Annotated in this window: 17 protein-coding genes; 3 read left to right on the top strand and 14 right to left on the bottom strand. The window is 63.3% G+C overall.

Annotated elements, in window-relative coordinates; all coding sequences use genetic code 11:
* Window positions 1-134: 134 nt before the first annotated feature.
* From EL255_RS04575 to EL255_RS04565, 3 genes are all read right to left on the bottom strand, one after another.
* Window positions 135-719: an ANTAR domain-containing response regulator gene (locus EL255_RS04575; RefSeq protein WP_042651710.1), complete on the bottom strand. Its 585-nt coding sequence runs from the start codon at window positions 717-719 to the stop codon at window positions 135-137.
* Between the two features lie 126 nt (window positions 720-845).
* Window positions 846-1,604, bottom strand: coding sequence for a uroporphyrinogen-III C-methyltransferase (cobA, locus tag EL255_RS04570; RefSeq protein ID WP_042651709.1), 759 nt, complete (start codon window positions 1,602-1,604; stop codon window positions 846-848).
* A gap of 22 nt (window positions 1,605-1,626) precedes the next feature.
* A complete protein-coding gene (locus tag EL255_RS04565) occupies window positions 1,627-4,254 on the bottom strand; it encodes a nitrate reductase (protein ID WP_042651708.1) in 2,628 nt (875 codons plus the stop codon).
* A gap of 317 nt (window positions 4,255-4,571) precedes the next feature.
* Here EL255_RS04565 and EL255_RS04560 point away from each other — a divergent pair, with 317 nt between their 5' ends.
* On the top strand, window positions 4,572-5,087 hold the full coding sequence (locus tag EL255_RS04560; protein ID WP_042651707.1) for an RNA methyltransferase: 516 nt from the start codon (window positions 4,572-4,574) through the stop codon (window positions 5,085-5,087).
* Window positions 5,088-5,129: 42 nt separating this feature from the next.
* On the opposite strand, the gene EL255_RS04555 is transcribed toward EL255_RS04560, so the two are convergent.
* Window positions 5,130-5,870: a hypothetical protein gene (locus EL255_RS04555; RefSeq protein ID WP_042651706.1), complete on the bottom strand. Its 741-nt coding sequence runs from the start codon at window positions 5,868-5,870 to the stop codon at window positions 5,130-5,132.
* Between the two features lie 203 nt (window positions 5,871-6,073).
* On the opposite strand from EL255_RS04555, the gene EL255_RS04550 reads away from it, so the two are divergent.
* On the top strand, window positions 6,074-6,505 hold the full coding sequence (locus tag EL255_RS04550; RefSeq protein ID WP_042651705.1) for a universal stress protein: 432 nt from the start codon (window positions 6,074-6,076) through the stop codon (window positions 6,503-6,505).
* A 60-nt stretch (window positions 6,506-6,565) separates the two neighbouring features.
* Here EL255_RS04550 and EL255_RS04545 read toward each other — a convergent pair whose 3' ends face one another.
* The 6 genes from EL255_RS04545 to gpt form a co-directional block, all read right to left on the bottom strand.
* On the bottom strand, window positions 6,566-7,201 hold the full coding sequence (locus EL255_RS04545) for a murein L,D-transpeptidase catalytic domain family protein (RefSeq protein ID WP_042651704.1): 636 nt from the start codon (window positions 7,199-7,201) through the stop codon (window positions 6,566-6,568).
* 155 nt (window positions 7,202-7,356) lie between these two features.
* A complete protein-coding gene (locus EL255_RS04540; protein ID WP_042651703.1) occupies window positions 7,357-8,610 on the bottom strand; it encodes a glutamate-5-semialdehyde dehydrogenase in 1,254 nt (417 codons plus the stop codon).
* Window positions 8,611-8,719: 109 nt separating this feature from the next.
* Complete coding sequence (gene proB / locus EL255_RS04535) at window positions 8,720-9,823, bottom strand: glutamate 5-kinase (protein WP_042651702.1); 1,104 nt, start codon at window positions 9,821-9,823, stop codon at window positions 8,720-8,722.
* A gap of 125 nt (window positions 9,824-9,948) precedes the next feature.
* Window positions 9,949-10,341 carry a sigma factor-binding protein Crl gene (gene crl / locus EL255_RS04530; protein WP_042651701.1) on the bottom strand — a complete coding sequence of 131 codons (393 nt, stop codon included), beginning with the start codon at window positions 10,339-10,341 and terminating at the stop codon, window positions 9,949-9,951.
* A 62-nt stretch (window positions 10,342-10,403) separates the two neighbouring features.
* On the bottom strand, window positions 10,404-11,672 hold the full coding sequence (frsA, locus tag EL255_RS04525; protein WP_042651700.1) for an esterase FrsA: 1,269 nt from the start codon (window positions 11,670-11,672) through the stop codon (window positions 10,404-10,406).
* A gap of 172 nt (window positions 11,673-11,844) precedes the next feature.
* Window positions 11,845-12,312, bottom strand: a complete 468-nt coding sequence (gene gpt / locus EL255_RS04520; protein ID WP_042651699.1) for a xanthine phosphoribosyltransferase — start codon at window positions 12,310-12,312, stop codon at window positions 11,845-11,847.
* A gap of 939 nt (window positions 12,313-13,251) precedes the next feature.
* Between gpt and EL255_RS04505 the strand changes: the two genes are divergently transcribed.
* Window positions 13,252-14,703 (top strand): aminoacyl-histidine dipeptidase, encoded by a 1,452-nt coding sequence (locus EL255_RS04505; RefSeq protein WP_042651697.1) that lies wholly within the window; start codon window positions 13,252-13,254, stop codon window positions 14,701-14,703.
* A 600-nt stretch (window positions 14,704-15,303) separates the two neighbouring features.
* Here the strand turns inward: EL255_RS04505 and EL255_RS04495 are convergent.
* The 4 genes from EL255_RS04495 to EL255_RS04480 form a co-directional block, all read right to left on the bottom strand.
* Window positions 15,304-16,305 carry an ABC transporter ATP-binding protein gene (locus tag EL255_RS04495; protein WP_042651696.1) on the bottom strand — a complete coding sequence of 334 codons (1,002 nt, stop codon included), beginning with the start codon at window positions 16,303-16,305 and terminating at the stop codon, window positions 15,304-15,306.
* On the bottom strand, window positions 16,302-17,357 hold the full coding sequence (locus tag EL255_RS04490; protein WP_042651753.1) for an ABC transporter ATP-binding protein: 1,056 nt from the start codon (window positions 17,355-17,357) through the stop codon (window positions 16,302-16,304). Before EL255_RS04490 ends, EL255_RS04495 begins: the two co-directional genes overlap by 4 nt.
* A 13-nt stretch (window positions 17,358-17,370) precedes the next feature.
* Complete coding sequence (locus EL255_RS04485; protein WP_042651695.1) at window positions 17,371-19,188, bottom strand: extracellular solute-binding protein; 1,818 nt, start codon at window positions 19,186-19,188, stop codon at window positions 17,371-17,373.
* An 82-nt stretch (window positions 19,189-19,270) separates the two neighbouring features.
* Complete coding sequence (locus EL255_RS04480) at window positions 19,271-20,314, bottom strand: ABC transporter permease (RefSeq protein WP_042649866.1); 1,044 nt, start codon at window positions 20,312-20,314, stop codon at window positions 19,271-19,273.
* Window position 20,315 lies beyond the last annotated feature (1 nt).

Raw genomic sequence — 20,315 nt, 5'->3', positions numbered from 1 at the left:
TGGGTAATTCACTTTCCATGCCAGCTTGGCCAGGCCACTGAAAACGGGCCTGTCCCGCCCCTTTCTTCCTGCTTTGCCTCCTCATTTGCCTCAATAAGGCGCAACTGCACCAAAACGGTTGCTCCGCGAGGGCATCAAACGGGCAGGGCCAGCAACAACTGCCGCGCCAGCTCCCCCAGGCTCAGGTGGCGGCTCATGGCGGTGCTGCGCATCAGCCGGTAGGCCTGCTCCTCGTCCAGCCCCTGATGGCGCATCAGCCGCCCCTTGGCCTGCTCGACCAGCCGCCTCTCCTCCAGCTTCTGGCGCAGCTCGGCTTCGGTTTGCGCCAGCGCCTGCACCATGGCCAGCTGGCTACGAGCGAGCCGCAGCCACTGCTCGACCGGCTCCCGCTCGCCACACGGATGCGGCACCAGCAGCACCCCCTGCTGCAACAGGGCGATCTGGGGCTCTGCGCCGAGTCGCTCGCAAAACAGCAGGCGCGGCACCCCGGGCCAGAGAGAGAGGCCGAGCCGCACCTCGGCGCCGAACTGGCGACTGCTGATGAGCAGGGCATCCCCCTGCCCGTCCGGGGTCAACAGCTGGCGGCTGTCCAGGATCTGCGGCCGATGGCCGTAATGGCTGACCAGCAGGGCCAGGCGGTTGGCCTGACCCGGCTCGTCGGCGTGGATCAGCAGGCGGGAGGGGGGGCCGGCAGGGCCCCCGGGGGGAAGGGTGGTCATGGCGCTCCTTGCCAACGGCTATCGCAACTTGTCTGCCGCCAATCAGGCAACATGAAGGCCAACTGTTTGAATCTACCTCCTTTTTATCCATCTGGAGGTAGTGGGGGTAGGGGCCGAGACGGCGGCTCAGGCCACCCGATCCAGCGCCTGGGTCAGCAGGGCGTTCAGCTCGCTGCGCAGGCCCACCACCTCCCCCATGATCATCAGCACGGGACTCTGCCCGAGCAGGGCCACGGCGGCCTCTGCCAGCATGGCCAGCCGGGTCTCATGCACCTGCTGCTGCGGGCTGCAACCGGCCACCACCAGCGCCACCGGCAGATCCGGCGAGGCACCGGCCGCCAGCAGTCCCTGCCGGATCTGCGCCGCCCGCTCCAGCCCCATGTAGAACACCAGGGTGTGGCCGGCCCGGGCCAGCCCCTGCCAGCCCTGATAGTCGCCCTCCTCCATCAGATGGCCCGTCACCAGGGTCAGGGAGCGCGCCAGCCCCCTGTGGGTCAGGGGGATCAGGCTGCTGGCGGCGCAGCCCAGCGCCGCCGTGATGCCGGGCACCAGCTCGGCCTCGATGCCGTGGCGGGCCAGGTGCAGCGCCTCCTCCCCGCCCCGGCCGAACACCAGGGGATCCCCGCCCTTGAGCCGCACCACCCGCTTGCCGGTGCGGGCCAGCGCCAGCAGCAGGGCGTTGATCTGATCCTGGCTCGGACTCGGCTCGCCGCAACGCTTGCCCACATCGAAACGGGCCGCCCCCTTGGGAATGCGGGCCAGGATCTCGCTCCCTACCAGCCGGTCATAGATCACCACCTCCGCCGCTTCCAGCCGTTGCAGGGCGCGCAGGGTTAACAATTCGAACGGGCCTGGACCGGCCCCTACCAGACTGACATGGCTCATCTCACACTCCTTGTGCCCCGTCTTAAACGGAGGCGATAAAAACATGTTTAATCAACAGCTTGTCTATCTCTGGCAGACAGGTGCCGCAGTTGCTGCCACAGCCGAGCAAGGCCTGCAGCCCCGCCAGCTCGCTCACCCCCTGCCGGGTGATGGCGTCGACGATGCGCCCCTCCGACACCCGCAGGCAGGAGCAGACCAGCCGGCTCTCCCCGGCCAGGGCCGCGCTCAGGGTCTGGCTCAGGGCCCCCGCCTGCAGCGGCGTGCCGAGCAGGCTCGCCAGCAGGGAGACCTTGATGTCTGGGCGCCGATCCCCCACCAGCAGCAGGCCCTCGATGCGATCCTGCACCAGCGCCACCGCGAGCCAGCCCTGTGCGAGTGGCAGCCGCAGCCAGCGGCCCGTCGCCCCCAGCCGCTGCCACAGCGCCGCCGGACTCTCTGACCAGGAGGCCAGCAGGGTGCAGTTGCCCTCGGGCAGGGGGCGTTTGGCCCACCAGTCCACCGCCTCTCCCCAGAGCTGCTGGCCCAGCCAGAGCCCCTGCCAGCGGGTCGGCTGCGGCTCGGCCATCACCCGTCCCTGCTTGAACATGGGCTGGCCCGAGAGGGGATCCACCACGGCGGCGATGAGGCGGTTGACCGCCCCCTGGCTGCACTGGCTGTCGGTCCAGTGCATGGGCAGGAAGGCCTCCCCCTCCCGCAACCCCTCGTCCAGCCCGATCAGCAGCCGCGCCTCGCCGAGCCCGTTACTCAGTCGCACCAGCTCCCCCTCGGCCAGCCCGAGCGCCAGCAGGCTGGCGGCCCCCACCCGCAATTTGGGCCAGGGCTCCGCCTCCTGCAGGCGGGGTACGTGGCCGGTGCGGGTCATGGTGTGCCACTGATCCCGCAGCCGGCCCGAGTTGAGTAGCAAAGGGATGGTGCCCACCGGTGCCGTGACGACCGCTGGTTGAGGGGGGAAATGCTGGGCCAGCGGCAACAGACGGGCCCGCCCGTCCGGGGTGGGGAAGCGCCCATCCTCGAAAAGACGGGCACGGCCCCTGGGCCAGGCGGCGTTGACCGGCCAGCTCAGGGGCTCCAGCGCCTCGAACTCGGCGCGGCTGAGGCCGGCCAGCCCCGAGATGTCGAACTGGCGGGCCCCCTCGTTCTCGAAGCCGGACAGAGCGGCATGTTCGCTGAAGATGTCGTATTCATGCTCATAGGCGAAGCCCTCGCCAAAGCCGAGCCGGCGGGCCAGCTGGGTCAGCGCCCACCAGTCGGGTCTGGCCTCTCCCGGCAGGGGCAGGAAGGAGCGCTGGCGGCTGATGGTGCGCTCCGAGTTGGTGACAGTGCCGCTCTTCTCGCCCCAGGCGGCGGCGGGCAGCAGCAGGTGGGCGAGGCGCGCCGTGTCGGTGTCGGCCGTCACCTCGGAGACCACCAGCAGCTCGCAGCGGGCCAGCGCTTCTCGCACCCGGTTGCCATCGGGCAGGGAGACCGCCGGATTGGTGCCGAGCACCCAGAGCGCGCGGATCTCTCCCCTGTGCACCGCATCGAACAGCGCCACCGCCTTGTGGCCCGGGCCACGCACTATGGTCGGGCTCTGCCAGAAACGCTGCACCCGATCGCACTCTTCCTCGCCAAAGCCCATGTGGGCCGCCAACTGGGTCGCCAGCCCGCCCACCTCGCGCCCGCCCATGGCATTCGGCTGCCCGGTCATGGAGAAGGGCGCCGCCCCCGGCTTGCCGATGCGCCCGCACAGCAGGTGGGCGTTGATGATGGCGTTGGCCTTGTCCACCCCCTGGTTGGACTGGTTGATCCCCTGGCAGAACAGGGTGACGGTGCGGGGGGTACGGGCAAATAGCCGGTAGAAGCCGAGCAGATCCCCCGGCGCCAAGTCGCAGCTCTGGGCCACCGCCTCCAGCTGCCAGGCCGGATCGTCCAGCGCCGCCGCCAGTTCGGCGAATCCGCTCACATGCTGCGCCACATAGGCCTTGTCCCAGCCGTCGCTGTCGAGCAGATAACGGCACAGGCCGTTCCACAGCGCCACGTCGCTGCCGGGTTTGAGGGCCAGGTGCAGATCCCCCTGCTCCGCCGTCATGGTGCGGCGGGGATCCAGCACCACCAGCTTGAGCTCTGGGCGCCGCGCTCGCGCCTGCTGCAGGCGACGAAACAGCACGGGGTGGGTCCAGGCGGTGTTGGCGCCGGTGAGCACCACCAGATCCGCCAGCTCGAGATCCTCATAGCAGGCAGGCACCAGATCCTCGCCGAAGGCGCGCTGATGGGCCGCCACCGCCGACGACATGCAGAGCCGGGAGTTGGTATCCACGTTGGCGCTGCCGAGATAGCCCTTCATCAGCTTGTTGGCGACGTAGTAATCCTCGGTGGTGAGCTGACCAGAGAGGTAGATACCGATGGCCGCTGGACCGGATTCGGCCAATATGGCGGCAAAACGGTCGGCCAGGGTATCGAGCGCCTGGTCCCAGCCGATGCGCTGCCCCTGCCAGCGCGGATAGAGCAGGCGATCGGGGAAGTCCAGACTCTCCAGCAAGCTGGCCCCCTTGACGCAGAGGGCTCCCGCATTGGCCGGATGCCGTTCATCCCCCTGCAGCTGCCACTCATCGCCCTCCCGGCTCAGCCGGATGCCGCACCCTACTCCACAATAGGCACAGGTGGTGTTCATTCCCTCGCTCCTTGTCGCCAGGCAGCCTCGCGGGTTGCCTTCCTTGCCCTGGCCCATGAAAAAGGCGTCCGCCCCCAATGGGGACGGACGCCTTTGTCCGGCTGAGCCTCGATCATCTTGTCATGACGGATGACTGCAAAGCCTGCGCCAAGATGCGAGGCGCCCCGCCAGTGCGGCCACCGCCGCCGGCCTGCGCCGGGACGGTGCAGCTGCCCTCTTGTTGGGCCCCGCCAGGCAAAAACAGGCTCCCGCCCGACGACACTCATGGGCAAAGTGCGAGCCGGGGGTATAATGCGGCCGCCACAGAGGAGAGAGAGATGAAAGAGTCGGATTACGACGGCGCGAACACCGTTGATACAGCGTCAGCGGAGCATGCCGGGCCCGCTTATTGCTGCATCGGGCTGGTCAATCCCAAGTCGCCGGAGAACGTGGGGGCCGTGATGCGTGCCGCCGGCTGCTACGGGGCGGACGAGGTCTACTACACCGGCAGCCGCTTCGAGCTGGCGCGCCGCTTCGCCACCGACACCAAGCAGATGGTGGAGAAGATCCCGCTGCTCGGGGTCGAGGAGCTGCTGGCGTTCGTACCCGAAGGCTGCACCCCTGTGCTGGTGGATCTGATCGAGGGGGCCACCTCGCTGCCGGACTATGTACACCCGGAGCGCGCCTTCTACATCTTCGGCCCGGAGGACGGTACCCTGGATCCCGCCCGCTACGAGGCGGTGAAGGAGGTGATCTATGTGCCGACAAGAGGCTGCATGAACCTGGCCGCCTCGGTCAACGTGATCCTCTACGATCGACTGGCTAAGCGCCTGCGGGCCGGGCTGACAGAATAAACCGGTGGTCAACTCTGGGCTCCATGGGCCTGGCCTTGCTGCCTACTTGGCTACCCTCGCCTCCTGCTCCTTGATAAAAGCACGGTAGTAGTCATAGAGCTGGTTGTTGCGATAGATCTCGGCCAGGGTGCCGCCGCCAAGCAGCCGCCTCATGCCGGGATCCCAGTGCTGGCGCAGCTGCTGCCCGCGCTCGGTGTCGGCGAAGATGGGATAGGTGGGCACCCAGCGCAGGAAGATCCTGCTCATGTCGGACGGGAGCTCCCCCTTCGGATAGAGCACGCCGGCGGTCAGATAGTAGCGGTAGCGCTCCTTCGCCAGGAGCTGCATGGCCAGGGCGTGATCGTCGATCTCGTGCCAGCGCATGGGCACGGGAATAAACTTGTCAAAGGCCCAGCCCCGCAGCCAGAGCACATCCTGGCCCTGCAGGCTCACCTCGCCGGCCCAGAGCGGCAGCCACTTCTTCAGCATCAGCACAGTAACATCATCGGCCGAGGCCGGATAACTCGGCTGGTGCACCCCCTGCACCTCCCCCAGATAGACCCCCATCGCCATGTCGCCCCCCTTCTGCGCGACCACCGCCAGCGCCCGCTTGTAGGGCACTATGTGGGGATGGATGCGATAGCCTTCCGGCTCATAGATGGCGCGCACTATGTCCAGATAGACACCACGGCCATCGTTCTGGCAGAAGCCGGGCCAGTCGTCGCAATAGACATGAATGACATCGGCCCGGGCGGACCAGGGGAGCAGCAGGCAGCACAACAAAAGCAGCAGCGGACGAACCATGTACCTGTATTTCCTCGGTGGCGGGTCTGTCAGCGGGGCCCACAGACAAAGGGCATGTTCAAGCCTTATCACATCATAGGAAGTGATCCTGGCGGATCACCTCTTTTTCCTGATTTTGCGAGCGGGTCGAGGGTAATAACCTCCTTGATGGGTATCATGAACAATAAGATTCATTAGTGACCCAACCAGAGGAGAGCCTTCTTATGCCTACCATCAAATCCTTGCTCTGCCCCGTCGATTTCTCCGAGATGTCCAAGGCCGTGCTCGACTACGCGGTCTTCATGGCCCAGAGCCATCAGGCCGAGCTCAAGCTGGTCCATGTGGTGGATCAGCTGCACGGTTTCGACAGCTACAAGATACTGCACATGACGGCCATCGAGATCACCCACGAGATGGAGCGTCAGGCCAAGACCCAGCTCAAGGAGCTGATCGCCGATCTGGCCGTGCCCGCCACCTTCGAGGTCCGCTTCGGCCGTGCCGCCGATGAGATCGTCATCCAAGCGAAGGAGGACAAGGTTGACCTGGTGGTCATGGGCAGCCACGGCCGCTCCGGCATCAGCCACCTGCTGGTGGGCAGCGTCGCCGAGTCCGTGGTGCGTCACGCCCCCTGCCCGGTGCTGGTGGTGCGCAAATAGCCCCGCGCCAACCGACATCCGAAGGCCAGCGCTCGCTGGCCTTCTTGCTATGGGGCCAACTCAGCCATGGGCGTAGATGACGCTCCCCTCCTTGATGATGTTGATGATGGCCCGCGACTGCTCCCTCGGCAGCGCGGGGCAACCCCAGCTGCGGCCCAGTTTGTCGAACTTGAGCAGGTGGCGCGGGCTGGCATAGTCAGCCCCGTGCACGACGATGGCGCGCCTGCGGGCATTGCTGTTCTTGCCCGGGCTCAGCCCATCGAGGCGCAGCGAGTAACCGTGCTTGCCCTGATAGGTCTCGGCGGTGCGATAGACCCCGAGGGAACTCTGCCGGGAGTTGAGCTGATTGGAGAACTGGCGAGCGGCCAGCTCACCTGAGTTGCGACCGTGGCTGACCCAGGTGTGGTAGAGCAGCTTGTGGCGTTTCACATCGATCACAAACAGCCGGCGCTGGGTCGAGGGCCTGCTGTAATCGATGATGGTGAGAATGGCCTTGCGCTTGTGACGCACATCTTGGTAGCCCTGCAGGGCCTTGCGAAACACCTGCTTGTCGAGCTTGCCCGCCAGGCCCAGCTGACGATAGAGATCCTGGTCCCAACTGGCATGGCCGGCGCCGCTGAAACAGAGCGCCCCCAGCAGCAGCGGCAGGCTCAGCCAGAGCACACCGAGCCGCGTCATCCAATTTGTTCGCTTCATCCTTGAAGTCGCTCCCGTTCTTGCTGGTAGCCCAGGGGGCAAAATAGCGCCACACCTCGCAGGATAGTTATATGCAAGCCCCTGATAGGGCGCAATAAAAAAGCATAAAAATGCCGACATGGGTCGGCATCTTCACACGGGGTCAGGGGGCGCACTCAGGCACGACTCAGGTAGTCCGCCAGTCCCACCCATTTGTAGCTGGTGAGCTCGGTCAGCCCCATGGGGCCACGGGCATGCAGCATCTGGGTCGACACCGCCACCTCGGCGCCGAGGCCAAACTGGCCACCGTCGGTTAAGCGGGTGGAGGCGTTGACATAGACAGCTGCCGAGCCGGCACCGTTGACGAAGCGCTCGGCATTGGCCAGATCGTTGGTCAGGATGGCGTCGGAGTGACCGGCATTGTGCTCGCGCATGTGCGCCAGCGCCTCGTTCACGCCGGCCACCAGCTTGACCCCCAGGGTCAGCCCCAGCCACTCGGTATCGAAGTCTTCCGGGCCGGCCTCGCACAGGTTGTCGGCCCCCGCCAGCAGCGCCATGGCATTGGCCGCCCCCACCAACGTCACCTTGCGCTCGTTCATCAACTTGACCAGTTGCGGCAGCAATCGGGGGGCGACCCGCTCGTGCACCAGCAGGCTATCGAGCGAATTGCAGGCGGAGGGGCGCTGCACCTTGGCGTTGTCGATGACCGCCAGGGATCGCAGCAGATCGGCGCTCTCGTCCACGAAGATGTGGCTGATGCCGAAGCCGCCGATGATGACGGGGATCGAGCTGTTCTCCTTGCACATCTTGTGCAGGCCGGCGCCGCCGCGGGGGATGATCATGTCCACGTAGCGGTCGAGGCGCAGCAACTCGCCCACCAGCGCCCGATCCGGGTTGTCGATGTACTGCACAGCCCCGATCGGCAGGCCGGAGGCCGCCAGGGCGTGCTGGATCACCCGCACCAGCTCCAGGTTGGAGTGGAAGGTCTCACGGCCGCCGCGCAGTATGCTGGCGTTGCCGGTCTTGAGGCAGAGGCTGGCGATGTCGATGGTGACGTTGGGACGCGCCTCGTAGATGACGCCGATGACGCCGATGGGCACCCGACGGCGGGAGAGGCGCAGGCCGTTCTCCAGCACCCGGCTGTCGATCTCGGCGCCGACCGGATCGTCGAGCACTATCACCTTGCGCACGTCCGCCACTATCCCGGCCAGCCGCTCGGGGTTGAGCAGCAGCCGATCCAGCATGGCCTCAGCCAGGCCGGCCTCGCGGCCCGCCGCTATGTCTTTGGCGTTGGCGGCCAGGATCTGCTCGCCACGCGCCTCCAGTTCATCGGCGATGGCGGCCAGCGCCCGGTTCTTCTGCGCCGTGCTGATGGTGGCGAGTTGATAGGCGGCTTCGCGCGCCGCCTGCCCCATTTTCTCCAGACTCATGATTTGGTCCCTTTCTGGGTGCCGCCTTGCAGCAACACCATGTCGTCTCTGTGAATGGTCACGGCACCCTGGCCATGACCCTACACCAGTTTTATCTGATCCGGCCGCCTTACAGCAGCACCATGTCGTCTCTGTGGATGGCCACCGCGCCGTAGCCGTAGCCCAGTACCTGCTCTATCTGATCCGAGTGCACGCCACGCAACTTGTCCAGCTCCAGGTGATCGTAGCGGCAGATGCCGCGCGCCAGCTCGCGCCCCTTCGGATCCAGGATGCGCACCACGTCGCCCCGCACGAAATCGCCCCTCACCGCTATGATGCCCTTGGGCAGCAGGCTGGAGCCCTTGTCCTGCATGGCGGCGACGGCGCCCTGATCCACCTGGACCTCGCCATGAGGGGGAGGGCCTGCCAGGATCCAGCTCTTGCGCCCTTCCAGCGGCGAGGCCAGCGCCGGGAACAGGGTGCCGACCCGCTCGCCCTTGGCGAGGCGACCTATCACCTCGGGGATCTGGCCGGTGGCGATCACCACCTTGACGCCGGCCCGGCGCGCCACGTCGGCCGCCTGCAGCTTGGTCGCCATGCCACCGGTGCCGAGGCCGCTGACGCTGTCCCCCGCCAGCTTGCGCAGGGTGTCGTCTATGGTCTGCACCTCTTCGATGAGCTGGGCATCGGGGTTGGTACGCGGATCGGCGGTGAAGAGCCCCTTCTGATCAGTCAGCAGGATCAGCAGGTCGGCATCCGCCAGGATGGCGGCGCGGGCGGAGAGGTTGTCGTTGTCCCCCACCTTGATCTCGGCGGTCGCCACCGCATCGTTCTCGTTGATGACCGGGATGATGTGATGATCCAGCAGGGTACGCAGGGTATCGCGGGCATTGAGGTAGCGCTCCCTGTCCTCCAGATCGGCACGGGTCAGCAGCATCTGGCCGATGTGCAGCCCGTAGAGGTTGAACAGGTCCTGCCACACCCGGATGAGCTGGGTCTGACCGACCGCCGCCAGCATCTGCTTGTTGGGCAGGGTCGGCGCCAGCGGGGGATGGCCCAGATGCTCACGCCCGGCGGCGATGGCCCCCGAGGTGACTACCACGACGCGATGGCCGTGACGGTGCAGCGCCGCACACTGTCTGACCAGCTCCACCATATGGGCACGGTTGAGCCGGGCAGATCCCCCGGTGAGCACGCTGGTGCCCAGTTTGACGACTATGGTTCTGTTTTCCATGGGAACAAAGAGGTTAAAAAAGTAAGGGATCCTTTATACCCACGGCCCCGCAGCCCTGCAAGGCAATTAAACGCCGTTGAAAAGGAAGGGGCCCTGCGAGTCAAGGCCCGCAGGGCCGCGGCAGATCAGGCGGCGGTCACGCTCAGCTCGTTGGTCACCTGCTCGGCAGGGGTCAGCTGGCACTCTAGTGCCGTCAGCTTGGCGCTGATGAGCTTGTAGAAGTGGTTGAGGGTGCGCTCGACTTCGACCTGGTGCTTCTTGGGCAGCGGCTTGTTGAGCCACTCCCCGTCCGCGTTGTAGAAGCCGAACTGGTAGTGATAGCTGAAGCTGTGATCCTGCTGCTCCAGCACCAGCCACCAGCCCCAGAATTCCCGCTTGTCCGGCGCCGGCTTGGCGCTGATGCAGACGGAGAGGCAGTCGAAACGATAACGCCCCTCCTCACACAGGTCTTCCCGTAAATAGGGGCCAATGGCCGCGAATTGCCGCAGCAATCGCTTGTAGGTCACTCTTTCCGACATGCTAACCTCCCTGTTGAACAAGCCATATCATCACGCGATGATGTTACATTTTTACTTCTGTATCATGTACATAAATGCTGTTTGAGCCAGTCAACCGTCTCTTTCAGCGCCGCGTCGTACACCTCAAGCAGAGGCTGTTTGTCGAAGACCACCGCCTTGCCATTACGGCTGGCGGCAGCCAGGGCCCGCACATCCTGCTCCGGGCAAATGAAATCTCGCTTGTGGCCGATGCTCAAGATCGGCACCGAGGTGCGGCTCCCCAGCAGACCCTGGGTCTTGAGGGAAAAGACCTGGCACTTGGTGCGCAACAGATCCCACTGCGCCGCATCGGCGCCCAGCCGGTTCGCCAGGCCATCACGCATCATGCGCGGGCAACGGGCAAACATCTCCTGATTGGTAAATACCTGATTGATGCCGGCGCCGATGCAGACCACTGTCCTGAGCTTGAACGGCTCGACGAAGGCCAGCCGCGCCGCCACATTGCCCGCCAGACGGAATCCCACCATGGCGATCCGCTGGTGATCGACCCAGGCCACCTCGGAGAGGTGATTGAGCACCGCCTGATGCAGGCGGCTGGTGTCCTGCACCAGCGGCCAGTGCTCGGCGTAGCCGATGCCCGGCATGTCCAGCGACAGCATGCCGATGCCGTGGGGCTCGAGGCACTTGAAATAGAAGTTGAGAAAATCGACCTGCAGCGAGTCGATGCCGCCGCTGACGATGACCAGGGGCACAGGCTTGTCGGTGGTGGGCAGGTGCAGATAGCCCTGGATGGTCTTGCCCCGGAACGGCACCAGCAGCTCCTTGAGCGGCACCTTGAACAGCCGGCCCGCCTCGCGGTACGCCATGTTGCCAAGCAACTGGGCCTGATCCGCCAGCTCGTCATTCTTCAGATGGGGATAGCTGGCGATGGAATAGTAACGCACCGCCTTGAGCAGGTTCTTCAAGGCGCCGGCCGTGTCGCCCTGGGTCACCAGCTCGCGCCCCTGATTGAAGTAGCGGCCAGCCAGCTGGCTCCACTCATAGACCCAGTTGCCGGGCACATAGCCCTTGATGGTATCCAGATAGCGCTCGTGGCTGCGCTCGCCCTGCCCCATGGCGATACAGGCAAGGGTCTGCTCCACTTCGACCGGGTTGGCCCCCTGCCAGGCCCAGGCCGGCCGGCGCAGCAAGCGGTACCAGTGGGGCGAGAGGGCGCCGTCGATAAAGCTCTCGGCCAAGGAGCTGTCCTGCTCTTCTACCGGACTGGAGTTGGATATCTCGGAGGTCTCCAATACCTTTTTGATCCGGGTGAATAGCTTTTCCGTCAGGTTGGTATCGTTGTTTGGTTCCAAAATCGTGGCTCTTCTGTCTCAGGCAATGGCCCATCTTAACCACTTTTCGCACCGGGCAGCCATAGCATAAAAGAACAGGGCCCCAAACAGGGGCCCTTTGAAACCTTTTCACCTCATCGCGAGCAAAGCGGCAGCCATCAAGGCGGCCCCTTTCCCGGATACGGTGTGGCTCTTACTCTTCGTCGCAGATCGGATTGGCGAATTCCAGCGCCATGTCCCATGGCTGCTCAATCCAGGTATCCTGCGGGATGGCAACTTCGAAGTCATCCACCAGCGGCTCGCCCATCGGCTTGGCGAAGATGGTGATGAACTTGGCCTTGGGATAGAGGTCACGGATCGCCTTGGCGGTGCCACCGGTATCCACCAGATCATCCACCACCAGCCAGCCTTCGCCGTCACCGGCGGTAGTGGCGCCCTTGACGACCACCAGCTCACGCTGGTTGTTGTGGTCATAGCTGGAGATGCAGAGGGTTTCGACATTGCGAATGCCAAGTTCACGGGCCATCAGCGCGGCAGGCACCAGACCACCACGGCTGACCGCGATGATCCCCTTCCACTGGCTGACAGGCAGCTGACGACGGGCCAGACGGCGCGCTTCACGTTGCAGGTTGTCCCACGACACGTAGAATTTTTTTGGCATGTTATCGATCTCGAAGAGTTATATAAAACAATTACTTAAGACGTAAAAATTCGTGCTGACACACGATATTCAGTAAATTCTGGTGCCCCTTCCCACCGAATTTGGCTTGCACTTTGACTGCCTGGGGATAAACCCTCGGCAGCAGACACTGATGCAATGGAAGCAGGACGGGCATAGCTGGCGGTCATCGCGATCGGAATGAAGACCGCAGACCGGCTGTTGGGGCGGTATGATAGCATCGTTTGCGGATAAAATGACTGGCAAACGTATGCGAAAAACAGGAAAAGTCGGTCATCTCCCACCCCGTCGGCCCCCATCTGGCGATCAGCCGCGGCCAGAATGCTACTCATTCGAGGAGTAAACCCCGAATTTCAGGTAAAAAAATAGCAGGGGGAGGATTAAGACCTCACACACCTGCTGTTTGTCGATTCGGTCGTCAGCCTGGCTGAGGACCCGCCTTAACGACGGCTGGCGTAGGGATTCGGATAGTTGAAACCCTGGGTATAGAGAGACTGGGCAAACCAATAGGTTGAATTGCTGCCTGACATATTTAAAACTCCTGATTGCTTAACAAGTTACGTACCTTTATGCGGGTTCAGATCCTTGAACAGACACTCGGTTCCGTGGAGGCGCACTTGCTTTGCTTCGGTTCCCTGGAGGCATTCGTTGTCATCCTGACAAGTGGTTGACCCACGGCGGTTAATTTACCACCCGGCGCCGAAAATACAATATTTTTGTGACGTCCATCACAAAAACAAGGTTGTGCTGGTTCATCTCGATAATGCAGGCATGTCCGCCATTTATGGTGCCTTTATCAGCACAAGCAGACCGCTATTTGCGCTGTTCGCTCACATTTTTGTGTGATTGGCTGTATTATCGTAGCCCTCTTCCCCGGCCCTCTGGGCCCGGTCATTTTCCGTGCTGGTAAGGAGTCCTGACGTGGCACAGCTTAGTTCTCTCTCTCCCCAATTGATTTGGCAGTTCTTCGAGCAGATCTGCTCCATCCCCCATCCCTCCAAGCACGAGGCCAAGTTGAGCGCCTGGATAGTGCAGTGGGCCCAGGGGGAAGGCCTGGCGGTCAAGCAAGACGCCGTGGGCAACATCATCATCAAGAAGCCGGCCACGCCGGGCATGGAAAACCGCAAGGCCGTGGTGCTGCAGGCCCACATCGACATGGTGCCCCAGGCCAATGCCGATACCCAGCATGACTTCGCAACCGATCCCATCGATGCCTACATAGATGGCGACTGGGTCACCGCCCGCGGTACCACCCTCGGCGCCGACAACGGCATGGGTATGGCCGGCTGTCTGGCCGTGCTGGCCGACAAGACCATCAAGCACGGCCCGCTGGAAGTGCTGCTGACCACCGACGAAGAGACCGGCATGACCGGCGCCTTCGGGCTGGAAGCGGGTTGGCTGGAAGGCGAGATCCTGCTCAACACCGACTCCGAGGAGGATGGCGAGGTCTACATGGGCTGCGCCGGTGGGGTGGATGCCAATATCCGCTTCCCGCTGGAGCTGGTTGCCGCCACCGAGGGTGAAGGCTTCGAGCTGCAGGTGAAGGGGCTGCGTGGCGGTCACTCCGGGGTCGACATCCACCGCGGTCGTGGCAACGCCAACAAGCTGCTGGTGCGCCTGCTCAAGGCCGCCGAGCCGCTGGGAGTGCGCCTTGCCGAGATAAGCGGCGGCACCCTGCGCAACGCCATCCCCCGTGAGGCCCGCGCCAAGCTGCTGGTGCCCACCGCCAGCGTCAATGAGTTCAAGGCCCTGGTCGACCGCTATGCCGGCATCTATCAGAGCGAGCTGGCCGCCACCGAGGCCAACCTGACCCTGCTGCTCAATGCCCAGGACAAGCCGGCCAAGCTGCTGAGCGAGTCCCTGCAGGCCCGCCTGCTGGACTCCCTGATGGCCTGCCCGAACGGCGTCATCCGCATGAGCGACGCCATCCCGGGCGTCACCGAGACCTCCACCAACCTCGGCGTCATCAAGACCCTCGAGGGCGAAGTCTACGTGCAGTGCCTGATCCGCTCCCTCATCGACTCCGGTCGCGAGAACGTCGAGCAGATGACCAGCTCCCTGTTCAAACTGGCCGGCGCCAGCTGCGAATTCACCGGCGCCTACCCGGGCTGGGCACCGAACGTCGACTCTCCCGTGATGGCGCTGGTACGCAACAGCTACCAGACCCTGTTCGGCGAGATGCCCAACGTCATGGTGATCCACGCCGGTCTGGAGTGCGGCCTGTTCAAGAGCGCCTACCCGGATTGGGACATGGTCTCCTTCGGCCCGACCATCCGCGGCGCCCACTCCCCTGACGAGAAGGTGCACATCCCGGCGGTCGAGCGTTTCTGGCAGTTGCTGGTGCACGTGCTGGAGCAGATCCCGGCCAAGTAAGGCGCATCATCGCAGCCATTCATGCCCCGCCCGGTGCGGGGCATTTTATTGCCTCCTTCTCCTCATCCCCCGCCTCAATCTCGCCTCTCATACCCCACGACAACCGCTCCCGGCTCCATGAAACCGTCTCCATAAGCGGCGCTGGATTTGAAAACCCTTTCCATGAGTTATGTAAATTTACTACACAAAAAGTTGATCCAGCTCACATTAGGCCATAGGATCGAATTGTGACCCATGTCACATACAACAATGAGATAACAGAGCGATGAGGTGAATATATGTTTGAGAATCTGGCAGTACTGTTCCACCTTAAGGGTGCAACCAGCAAGAAGGGCGCAGAAGAGAAAGACACCTATGCACCTTCAACCCGTCAATATTACTTCCGTTATGGCGCCTGATAGAGTCTGGCCGGAAGAGAAAGTAGTAAAATTACAAAATAACGCAATCCACACAACAGCCATCCCCTCAGGGGAGCTGTCCTGCCCGGGCCAGATGTTCCACGGCCAAACCTGAACGCCACAACCATGAAGATGGGGCCCACGGGCCCCATTTTTTATTTCTCCTCTCCCGTGCCATCTGGTTGCGATGCAGGCACCGGCATCATATCGCCTTTCCCAAGGGCACCGCCTCCGTCACCGGCAGGGGGAAATGACAGGCCACCTGATGGGCAACACCATCGCAGATCCGCAGCTCAGGCGAGGTGCCGTGACACAGCTCGGTGGCATAGGGGCAGCGTTGGTGAAAATGGCAGCCGCTGGGGGGCGAGATGGGGGACGGCACATCGCCGGTCAGCAGGATACGCTGGTTGCGACGGCGGGGATCCGGCACCGGAATAGCCGAGATGAGCGCCTGGGTATAGGGGTGGCGCGGGTGCAGATAGAGTTGCTGCGCCTCCGCCAGCTCGACGATCCGACCAAGATACATGACGGCGATCCGATCCGAGATGTGCTTTACCACCGACAGATCGTGGGCGATGAAGATGATGGCCAGGTTCATCTCCCGCTGCAGGCTGAGCAGCAGGTTGACTATCTGGGACTGCACCGACACGTCCAGCGCCGACACCGCCTCGTCACACACCAGCAGCTTGGGCTTGAGGGCGATGGCCCTGGCGATGCCGATGCGCTGGCGCTGGCCCCCCGAAAACTCGTGGGGGTAGCGATCCACTGCACTCTTCGGCAGACCGACCTTGTCCAGCAGCTCCAGCACCCACTCGCGCCGCTGCTCAGTGCTGCCTTTGCCGTGGATGATGAAGGGCTCCTCCAGGATCTGGCCGACCGTGTGGCGACTGTTGAGGGATTCTGCAGGATCCTGGAATACGATCTGCATCTCCTGGCGCAGGGAGCGCATCTCCCGGGCGGACAACTTGGTGATGTCCCGCCCCTCGAAGCTGATCTGGCCCGCCGTCGGCTCAAACAGCTTGAGCAGGGAGCGACCCAGGGTGGACTTGCCGCAGCCCGACTCTCCCACCAGCCCCAGGGTCTCGCCCTGCTTCAGATCGAAGCTGATGCCGTCCACCGCATAGACGGTGTATTTCTTGCGAAGGAAGCCACCGCCGAGCTGGAAGTGCTGCTTCAGATCCCGCACAGACAACAACGCAGTCATATCAACTCCTTCCAGTGATGGCAGGCGACCCCGTGTCGCTCGGTCAGCTGCTCGGTCGCCGGGATGACCCTCACGCACAGCTCGGTGGCGTGGGGGCAACGGTTGGAGAAGCGGCAGCCCGCTGGCATCTCGTGCAGGGCGGGCACCTGGCCCTTGATGGTCTTGAGCAGGCTCTTGGGCACATCTTCGAGGCGCGGGATCGAGGCCATCAGACCATGAGTATAGGGATGGCGCGGGTGGTCAAACAGCTCGAAGATGTCGGCCCGCTCCACGGCGCGGCCCGCATACATCACCACCACCTCGTCACACAGCTCGGCCACCACCCCGAGATCATGGGTGATGAAGATGATGGCCATGCCGGTCTGGGCCTGCAGCGCCTTCATCAGATCCAGGATCTGGGCCTGGATGGTGACATCCAGCGCCGTAGTTGGCTCGTCGCAGATGAGCAAATCCGGCTCGCAGGCGAGCGCCATGGCGATCATCACCCGCTGGCGCATACCGCCGGAGAGATTGTGGGGATAGACGGCAAAACGCTGGGCCGGCTCCGGGATCCCCACCTTCTGCAGCATGGCGATGGCGGCCTCCTTGCGCTGGGCCTTGCTGAAATCGGGCCTGTGCAGGCTGAACACCTCCATCAGCTGATCCCCCACGGTCTGCACCGGGTTGAGCGCCGTCATCGGCTCCTGGAAGATCATCGAGATGCGGTTGCCGCGCACCTTGTACATCTGATCCGGTGCCAGAGTGAGCAGCTCCTCCCCCTGAAAGCGGATGGAACCCGCCACCACCTGACCGTGGGGCCTCGGCAACAGCCCCATGATGGCCAGCGAGGTAACGCTCTTGCCGCAGCCGGACTCGCCGACGATCCCCAGGGTCTGGCCCGGGGCTACCTTGAAGCTGACCCCGTCGAGCACCTTTATCTTGCCGTCATCGACCGCGAACTCCACCTCGAGATCGCTAACCTCCAGGATGGGGACCATACCCTGGCCGCCATCAGCGGTGAACTTCCCCCCATTCTCTCGAACGTCGAGGATGGGAGCCTGTGTCTCTGCCATCGCCTCCCCCTTCTCAATGATGCGCATAGGTCTTGTCGATCAGGGTGATGGGCGCAAGCGCTTCACCCGCGTCCTTGGCCTTACGGGTCTCTTCCTGCACCTTGGGATCGATCCAGAGCAGGCCGCCACTGCTGTGGGGGTAGCCATCCATGGGCCAATAGAGCAGATCCGGTGTGTTACGGGTGGCGGGCACCTCCGGCAGCATCACATGACGCCAGCTGCTGGCCCGCACGTAGTTGAGCTGCACCCCGGGCACGAAGATGGCGAGATCATAGATGCGCTGCTGGACCTGACGGGAGATCTCGGCCCGCTTGGTCATGTCGAACTCGACGTTGTAGGCATCGATCAGGGCGTCCAGCTCCTTGTCGGCCACGTTGAACAGGTTGTTGGTCTGCGGCTTGTTGGCGTTGGCCGAGTGGAACGACTCCCAATATTGCGGGTAGAGACCACCGCCACCCCAGCCGAGCCAGGCTGCCTCGTGCTTCTTCTCCAGCATCACCTTGAAGCCGGTGGCGCCATCCACCAGGTTGAGCTCCAGATCCAGGCCTGCCTTCTTGGCCTCTTCCTTGAGTACGGTCAGCCGCTTGGAGTGCTCTTGGCTGGTGTAGGTGAGAGCAAGGGTCAACCGCTCCCCCTTGTCGTTTTGCAAGATGCCGTCCGGCCCCGGCTTGTTGTAGCCGCCCCTGGCGAAGTACTCCCGCGCCTTGGTGATGTCATAGGCCCGCTCCGGCAGCTTGATGTCAGTGAATTCGCCAAAGCCCGAACCAAAGGTGGTGGCCCTGTCATAATCGCCGTGCAGCACGGTCGCTATCATCTTGTCCAGGTTCATGGCGTGCTGGATGCCGAGGCGCACATTCACGTCCGCCAGCTTGGGATTGGCCACATTGAGGTGCACCCCCTGCCCCCCCTGCTTGGTGTCGGTCATCGCCATCACCTTCTGCACGTACCCCTTCTTGTATTCCGGGGTGACCGCTTTTTCATGCCACCAGTTGGGCAAGATCATCTCGAAAGTGTCCAGCTCCCCTTTCAGGAAGTGGCGAAACGCGATGTTGTGGTCGCGGATCACCTGCACCTTGATGCGGTCGATATTGAATCTGTGCTGGTTGTAACGATCGTTCTGGGCCCACCAGTTCTGCTGCTTGCTGAAGGTGATGGACTTGCCCTTCTTCACCTCGCTCATCACATAGGGGCCCGTGGTCGGCACCAGGGCCCAGTTGTACTGCTTCACCCAGTTCGGTCCCATCTTGTAGTAGTGCTTCGGCTGGGGCCACAGCTCCGTGGTGTTGAGCAGGTCCAGCCTGGCCTTGCGGCTGCCTGCCTTCACCAGGATGGTGTGATCGTCAACCTTCTCCACCGCCACCACCTCTGTGGTGTAGTAGTTGTTGAACCAGGGGCCCTTGATGTCCTTGGAGCGCATCATCTCGTAGCCGAAGGTGTAGTCGTCGGCGGTGACCGGCTTGCCGTCAGACCATTTGGCGCGGGGGTCCAGCTTGAAGTAGACGGTCTGGCTGTCCGGCGCGATGGCCCAGGCGCTCGCCAGCGAGGGGATGGGGTTGCCAGTGTTGGGATGGAAGCTGATGAGCCTCAGCTGGTTGTCCTGGATGAAGGAGCGGAACGAACCGTTGGAATCGGGCCCCACGGTGCGAAACGTCAGCGGAAAGCTGTCGATGAAGAGATTGAGAGTGCCACCGGGCAGCGCCTTGGGGGAGACGAAGGTGGGGTCGGTGTCGTTGGTCTCCCACTTGAGATCCGCAGGCAGGCTGGCGGCCCACACCCAGGATCCGTTCACCAGCAGAAAAAGCGCACCTATCCATTTGATTTTATTTTTCATGTTTGACTTCCAAGTCTGGCCCCTGCACCGGGGGCGTCTCAATTAAGGGTTGGATACCCAGGGCCATGAGGCGTGCCCCGGGTCACTGATAACGGGTAAATTTGCGCGGATCGAACGCCTCGCGGATCGCCTCGCCGATGAAGGAGACCATGATCAGCACCAGGCTCACTGCCACCACCACGGAGCTCACGATCCAGATGGCATCCAGGTTGTTGATCCCCTGGGAGAGCAATTCCCCCCAGCTCGGGGTTGGCGGCGCCAGGCCGAAGCCAAGATAGTCCAGCGCCGTCAGGGTGGAGATATTGCCCACCACGGCGAACGGCGCCAGGGTGACGATCATCATCAGGGTATTGGGCAGGATATGGTTGAAGATGATGCGCCGGGTGGTCGCCCCTTGCGCCCGCGCCGCCATCACATAGTCCCGCGCCCGCTCCTTGTAGGTGAGGGTGCGCATGTACCAGGTGATCCCCATCCAGCCGAACAGCACGTTGATGCCCACGAACAGGCCGAAGTTCGGCTTGGCCAGCGACACCAGGATCATGATGACGTAGAGAAACGGCACCTGAGACCAGATCTCGATAAAACGCTGCAACACAAGGTCAAACCGGCCGCCGAGAAAGCCCATCATGCAACCGATGCTGACCCCGATGACATAGCTCGCCACCAGGGTGATGAAGGCAAAGCCGATGGCGATGCGAAAGCCGTAGACCAGGCGTGCCAGCACGTCGCGACCGCTGGTGTCGGTGCCGAGGAAGTGGCGCTCCGCCAGGTTGGGGGCGTAGGGCGGGTAGGCCTCCTCCTTGAAGTCCTGCTCATAGGGATTCCAGGGCACCAGGGGCAGCAGCACCCAGTCCCCCTTGGCCTCTTGCGCAAGCTTGGCTTGCAACTGGCGGTAGTTGGTCTCGTACTCGTAATCGAGCCCGAAGTGCTGGCCCGGGATCACGTCGCCATAGGTGGGAAAGTAGATCTCTCCCTGATAGCTCACCGCCAGGGCCCGGCTGTTGACCAGGAGCTCCGCCAGCAGGGAGATGACCACCAGGACCGAAAAGATGACAAAGGAGTAGTAGCCGCGCTTGATCGACTTGAAGCGCTTGAGTTTTTTCAGGGTTACCGGATTCAGGTTCATG

Source organism: Aeromonas encheleia, from assembly GCF_900637545.1.
In the GTDB taxonomy this organism is placed as follows: domain Bacteria; phylum Pseudomonadota; class Gammaproteobacteria; order Enterobacterales; family Aeromonadaceae; genus Aeromonas; species Aeromonas encheleia.
Note: the sequence above shows the minus strand (reverse complement) of the source record. Positions and strands in the feature narration are given on the sequence as shown.

Excerpts from the sequence above, each read along its gene's own strand:
- EL255_RS04540 (WP_042651703.1), bottom strand. The coding sequence starts at position 8,610 with ATGAGTCTGGAGAAAATGGGGCAGGCGGCGCGCGAAGCCGCCTATCAA.
- EL255_RS04485 (WP_042651695.1), bottom strand. The coding sequence starts at position 19,188 with ATGAAAAATAAAATCAAATGGATAGGTGCGCTTTTTCTGCTGGTGAAC.
- EL255_RS04545 (WP_042651704.1), bottom strand. The coding sequence starts at position 7,201 with ATGAAGCGAACAAATTGGATGACGCGGCTCGGTGTGCTCTGGCTGAGC.
- EL255_RS04555 (WP_042651706.1), bottom strand. The coding sequence starts at position 5,870 with ATGGTTCGTCCGCTGCTGCTTTTGTTGTGCTGCCTGCTGCTCCCCTGG.
- EL255_RS04575 (WP_042651710.1), bottom strand. The coding sequence starts at position 719 with ATGACCACCCTTCCCCCCGGGGGCCCTGCCGGCCCCCCCTCCCGCCTG.
- EL255_RS04550 (WP_042651705.1), top strand. The coding sequence starts at position 6,074 with ATGCCTACCATCAAATCCTTGCTCTGCCCCGTCGATTTCTCCGAGATG.
- crl (WP_042651701.1), bottom strand. The coding sequence starts at position 10,341 with ATGTCGGAAAGAGTGACCTACAAGCGATTGCTGCGGCAATTCGCGGCC.
- EL255_RS04565 (WP_042651708.1), bottom strand. The coding sequence starts at position 4,254 with ATGAACACCACCTGTGCCTATTGTGGAGTAGGGTGCGGCATCCGGCTG.
- EL255_RS04490 (WP_042651753.1), bottom strand. The coding sequence starts at position 17,357 with ATGGCAGAGACACAGGCTCCCATCCTCGACGTTCGAGAGAATGGGGGG.
- gpt (WP_042651699.1), bottom strand. The coding sequence starts at position 12,312 with ATGCCAAAAAAATTCTACGTGTCGTGGGACAACCTGCAACGTGAAGCG.
- proB (WP_042651702.1), bottom strand. The coding sequence starts at position 9,823 with ATGGAAAACAGAACCATAGTCGTCAAACTGGGCACCAGCGTGCTCACC.
- EL255_RS04560 (WP_042651707.1), top strand. The coding sequence starts at position 4,572 with ATGAAAGAGTCGGATTACGACGGCGCGAACACCGTTGATACAGCGTCA.
- EL255_RS04480 (WP_042649866.1), bottom strand. The coding sequence starts at position 20,314 with ATGAACCTGAATCCGGTAACCCTGAAAAAACTCAAGCGCTTCAAGTCG.
- cobA (WP_042651709.1), bottom strand. The coding sequence starts at position 1,604 with ATGAGCCATGTCAGTCTGGTAGGGGCCGGTCCAGGCCCGTTCGAATTG.
- EL255_RS04495 (WP_042651696.1), bottom strand. The coding sequence starts at position 16,305 with ATGACTGCGTTGTTGTCTGTGCGGGATCTGAAGCAGCACTTCCAGCTC.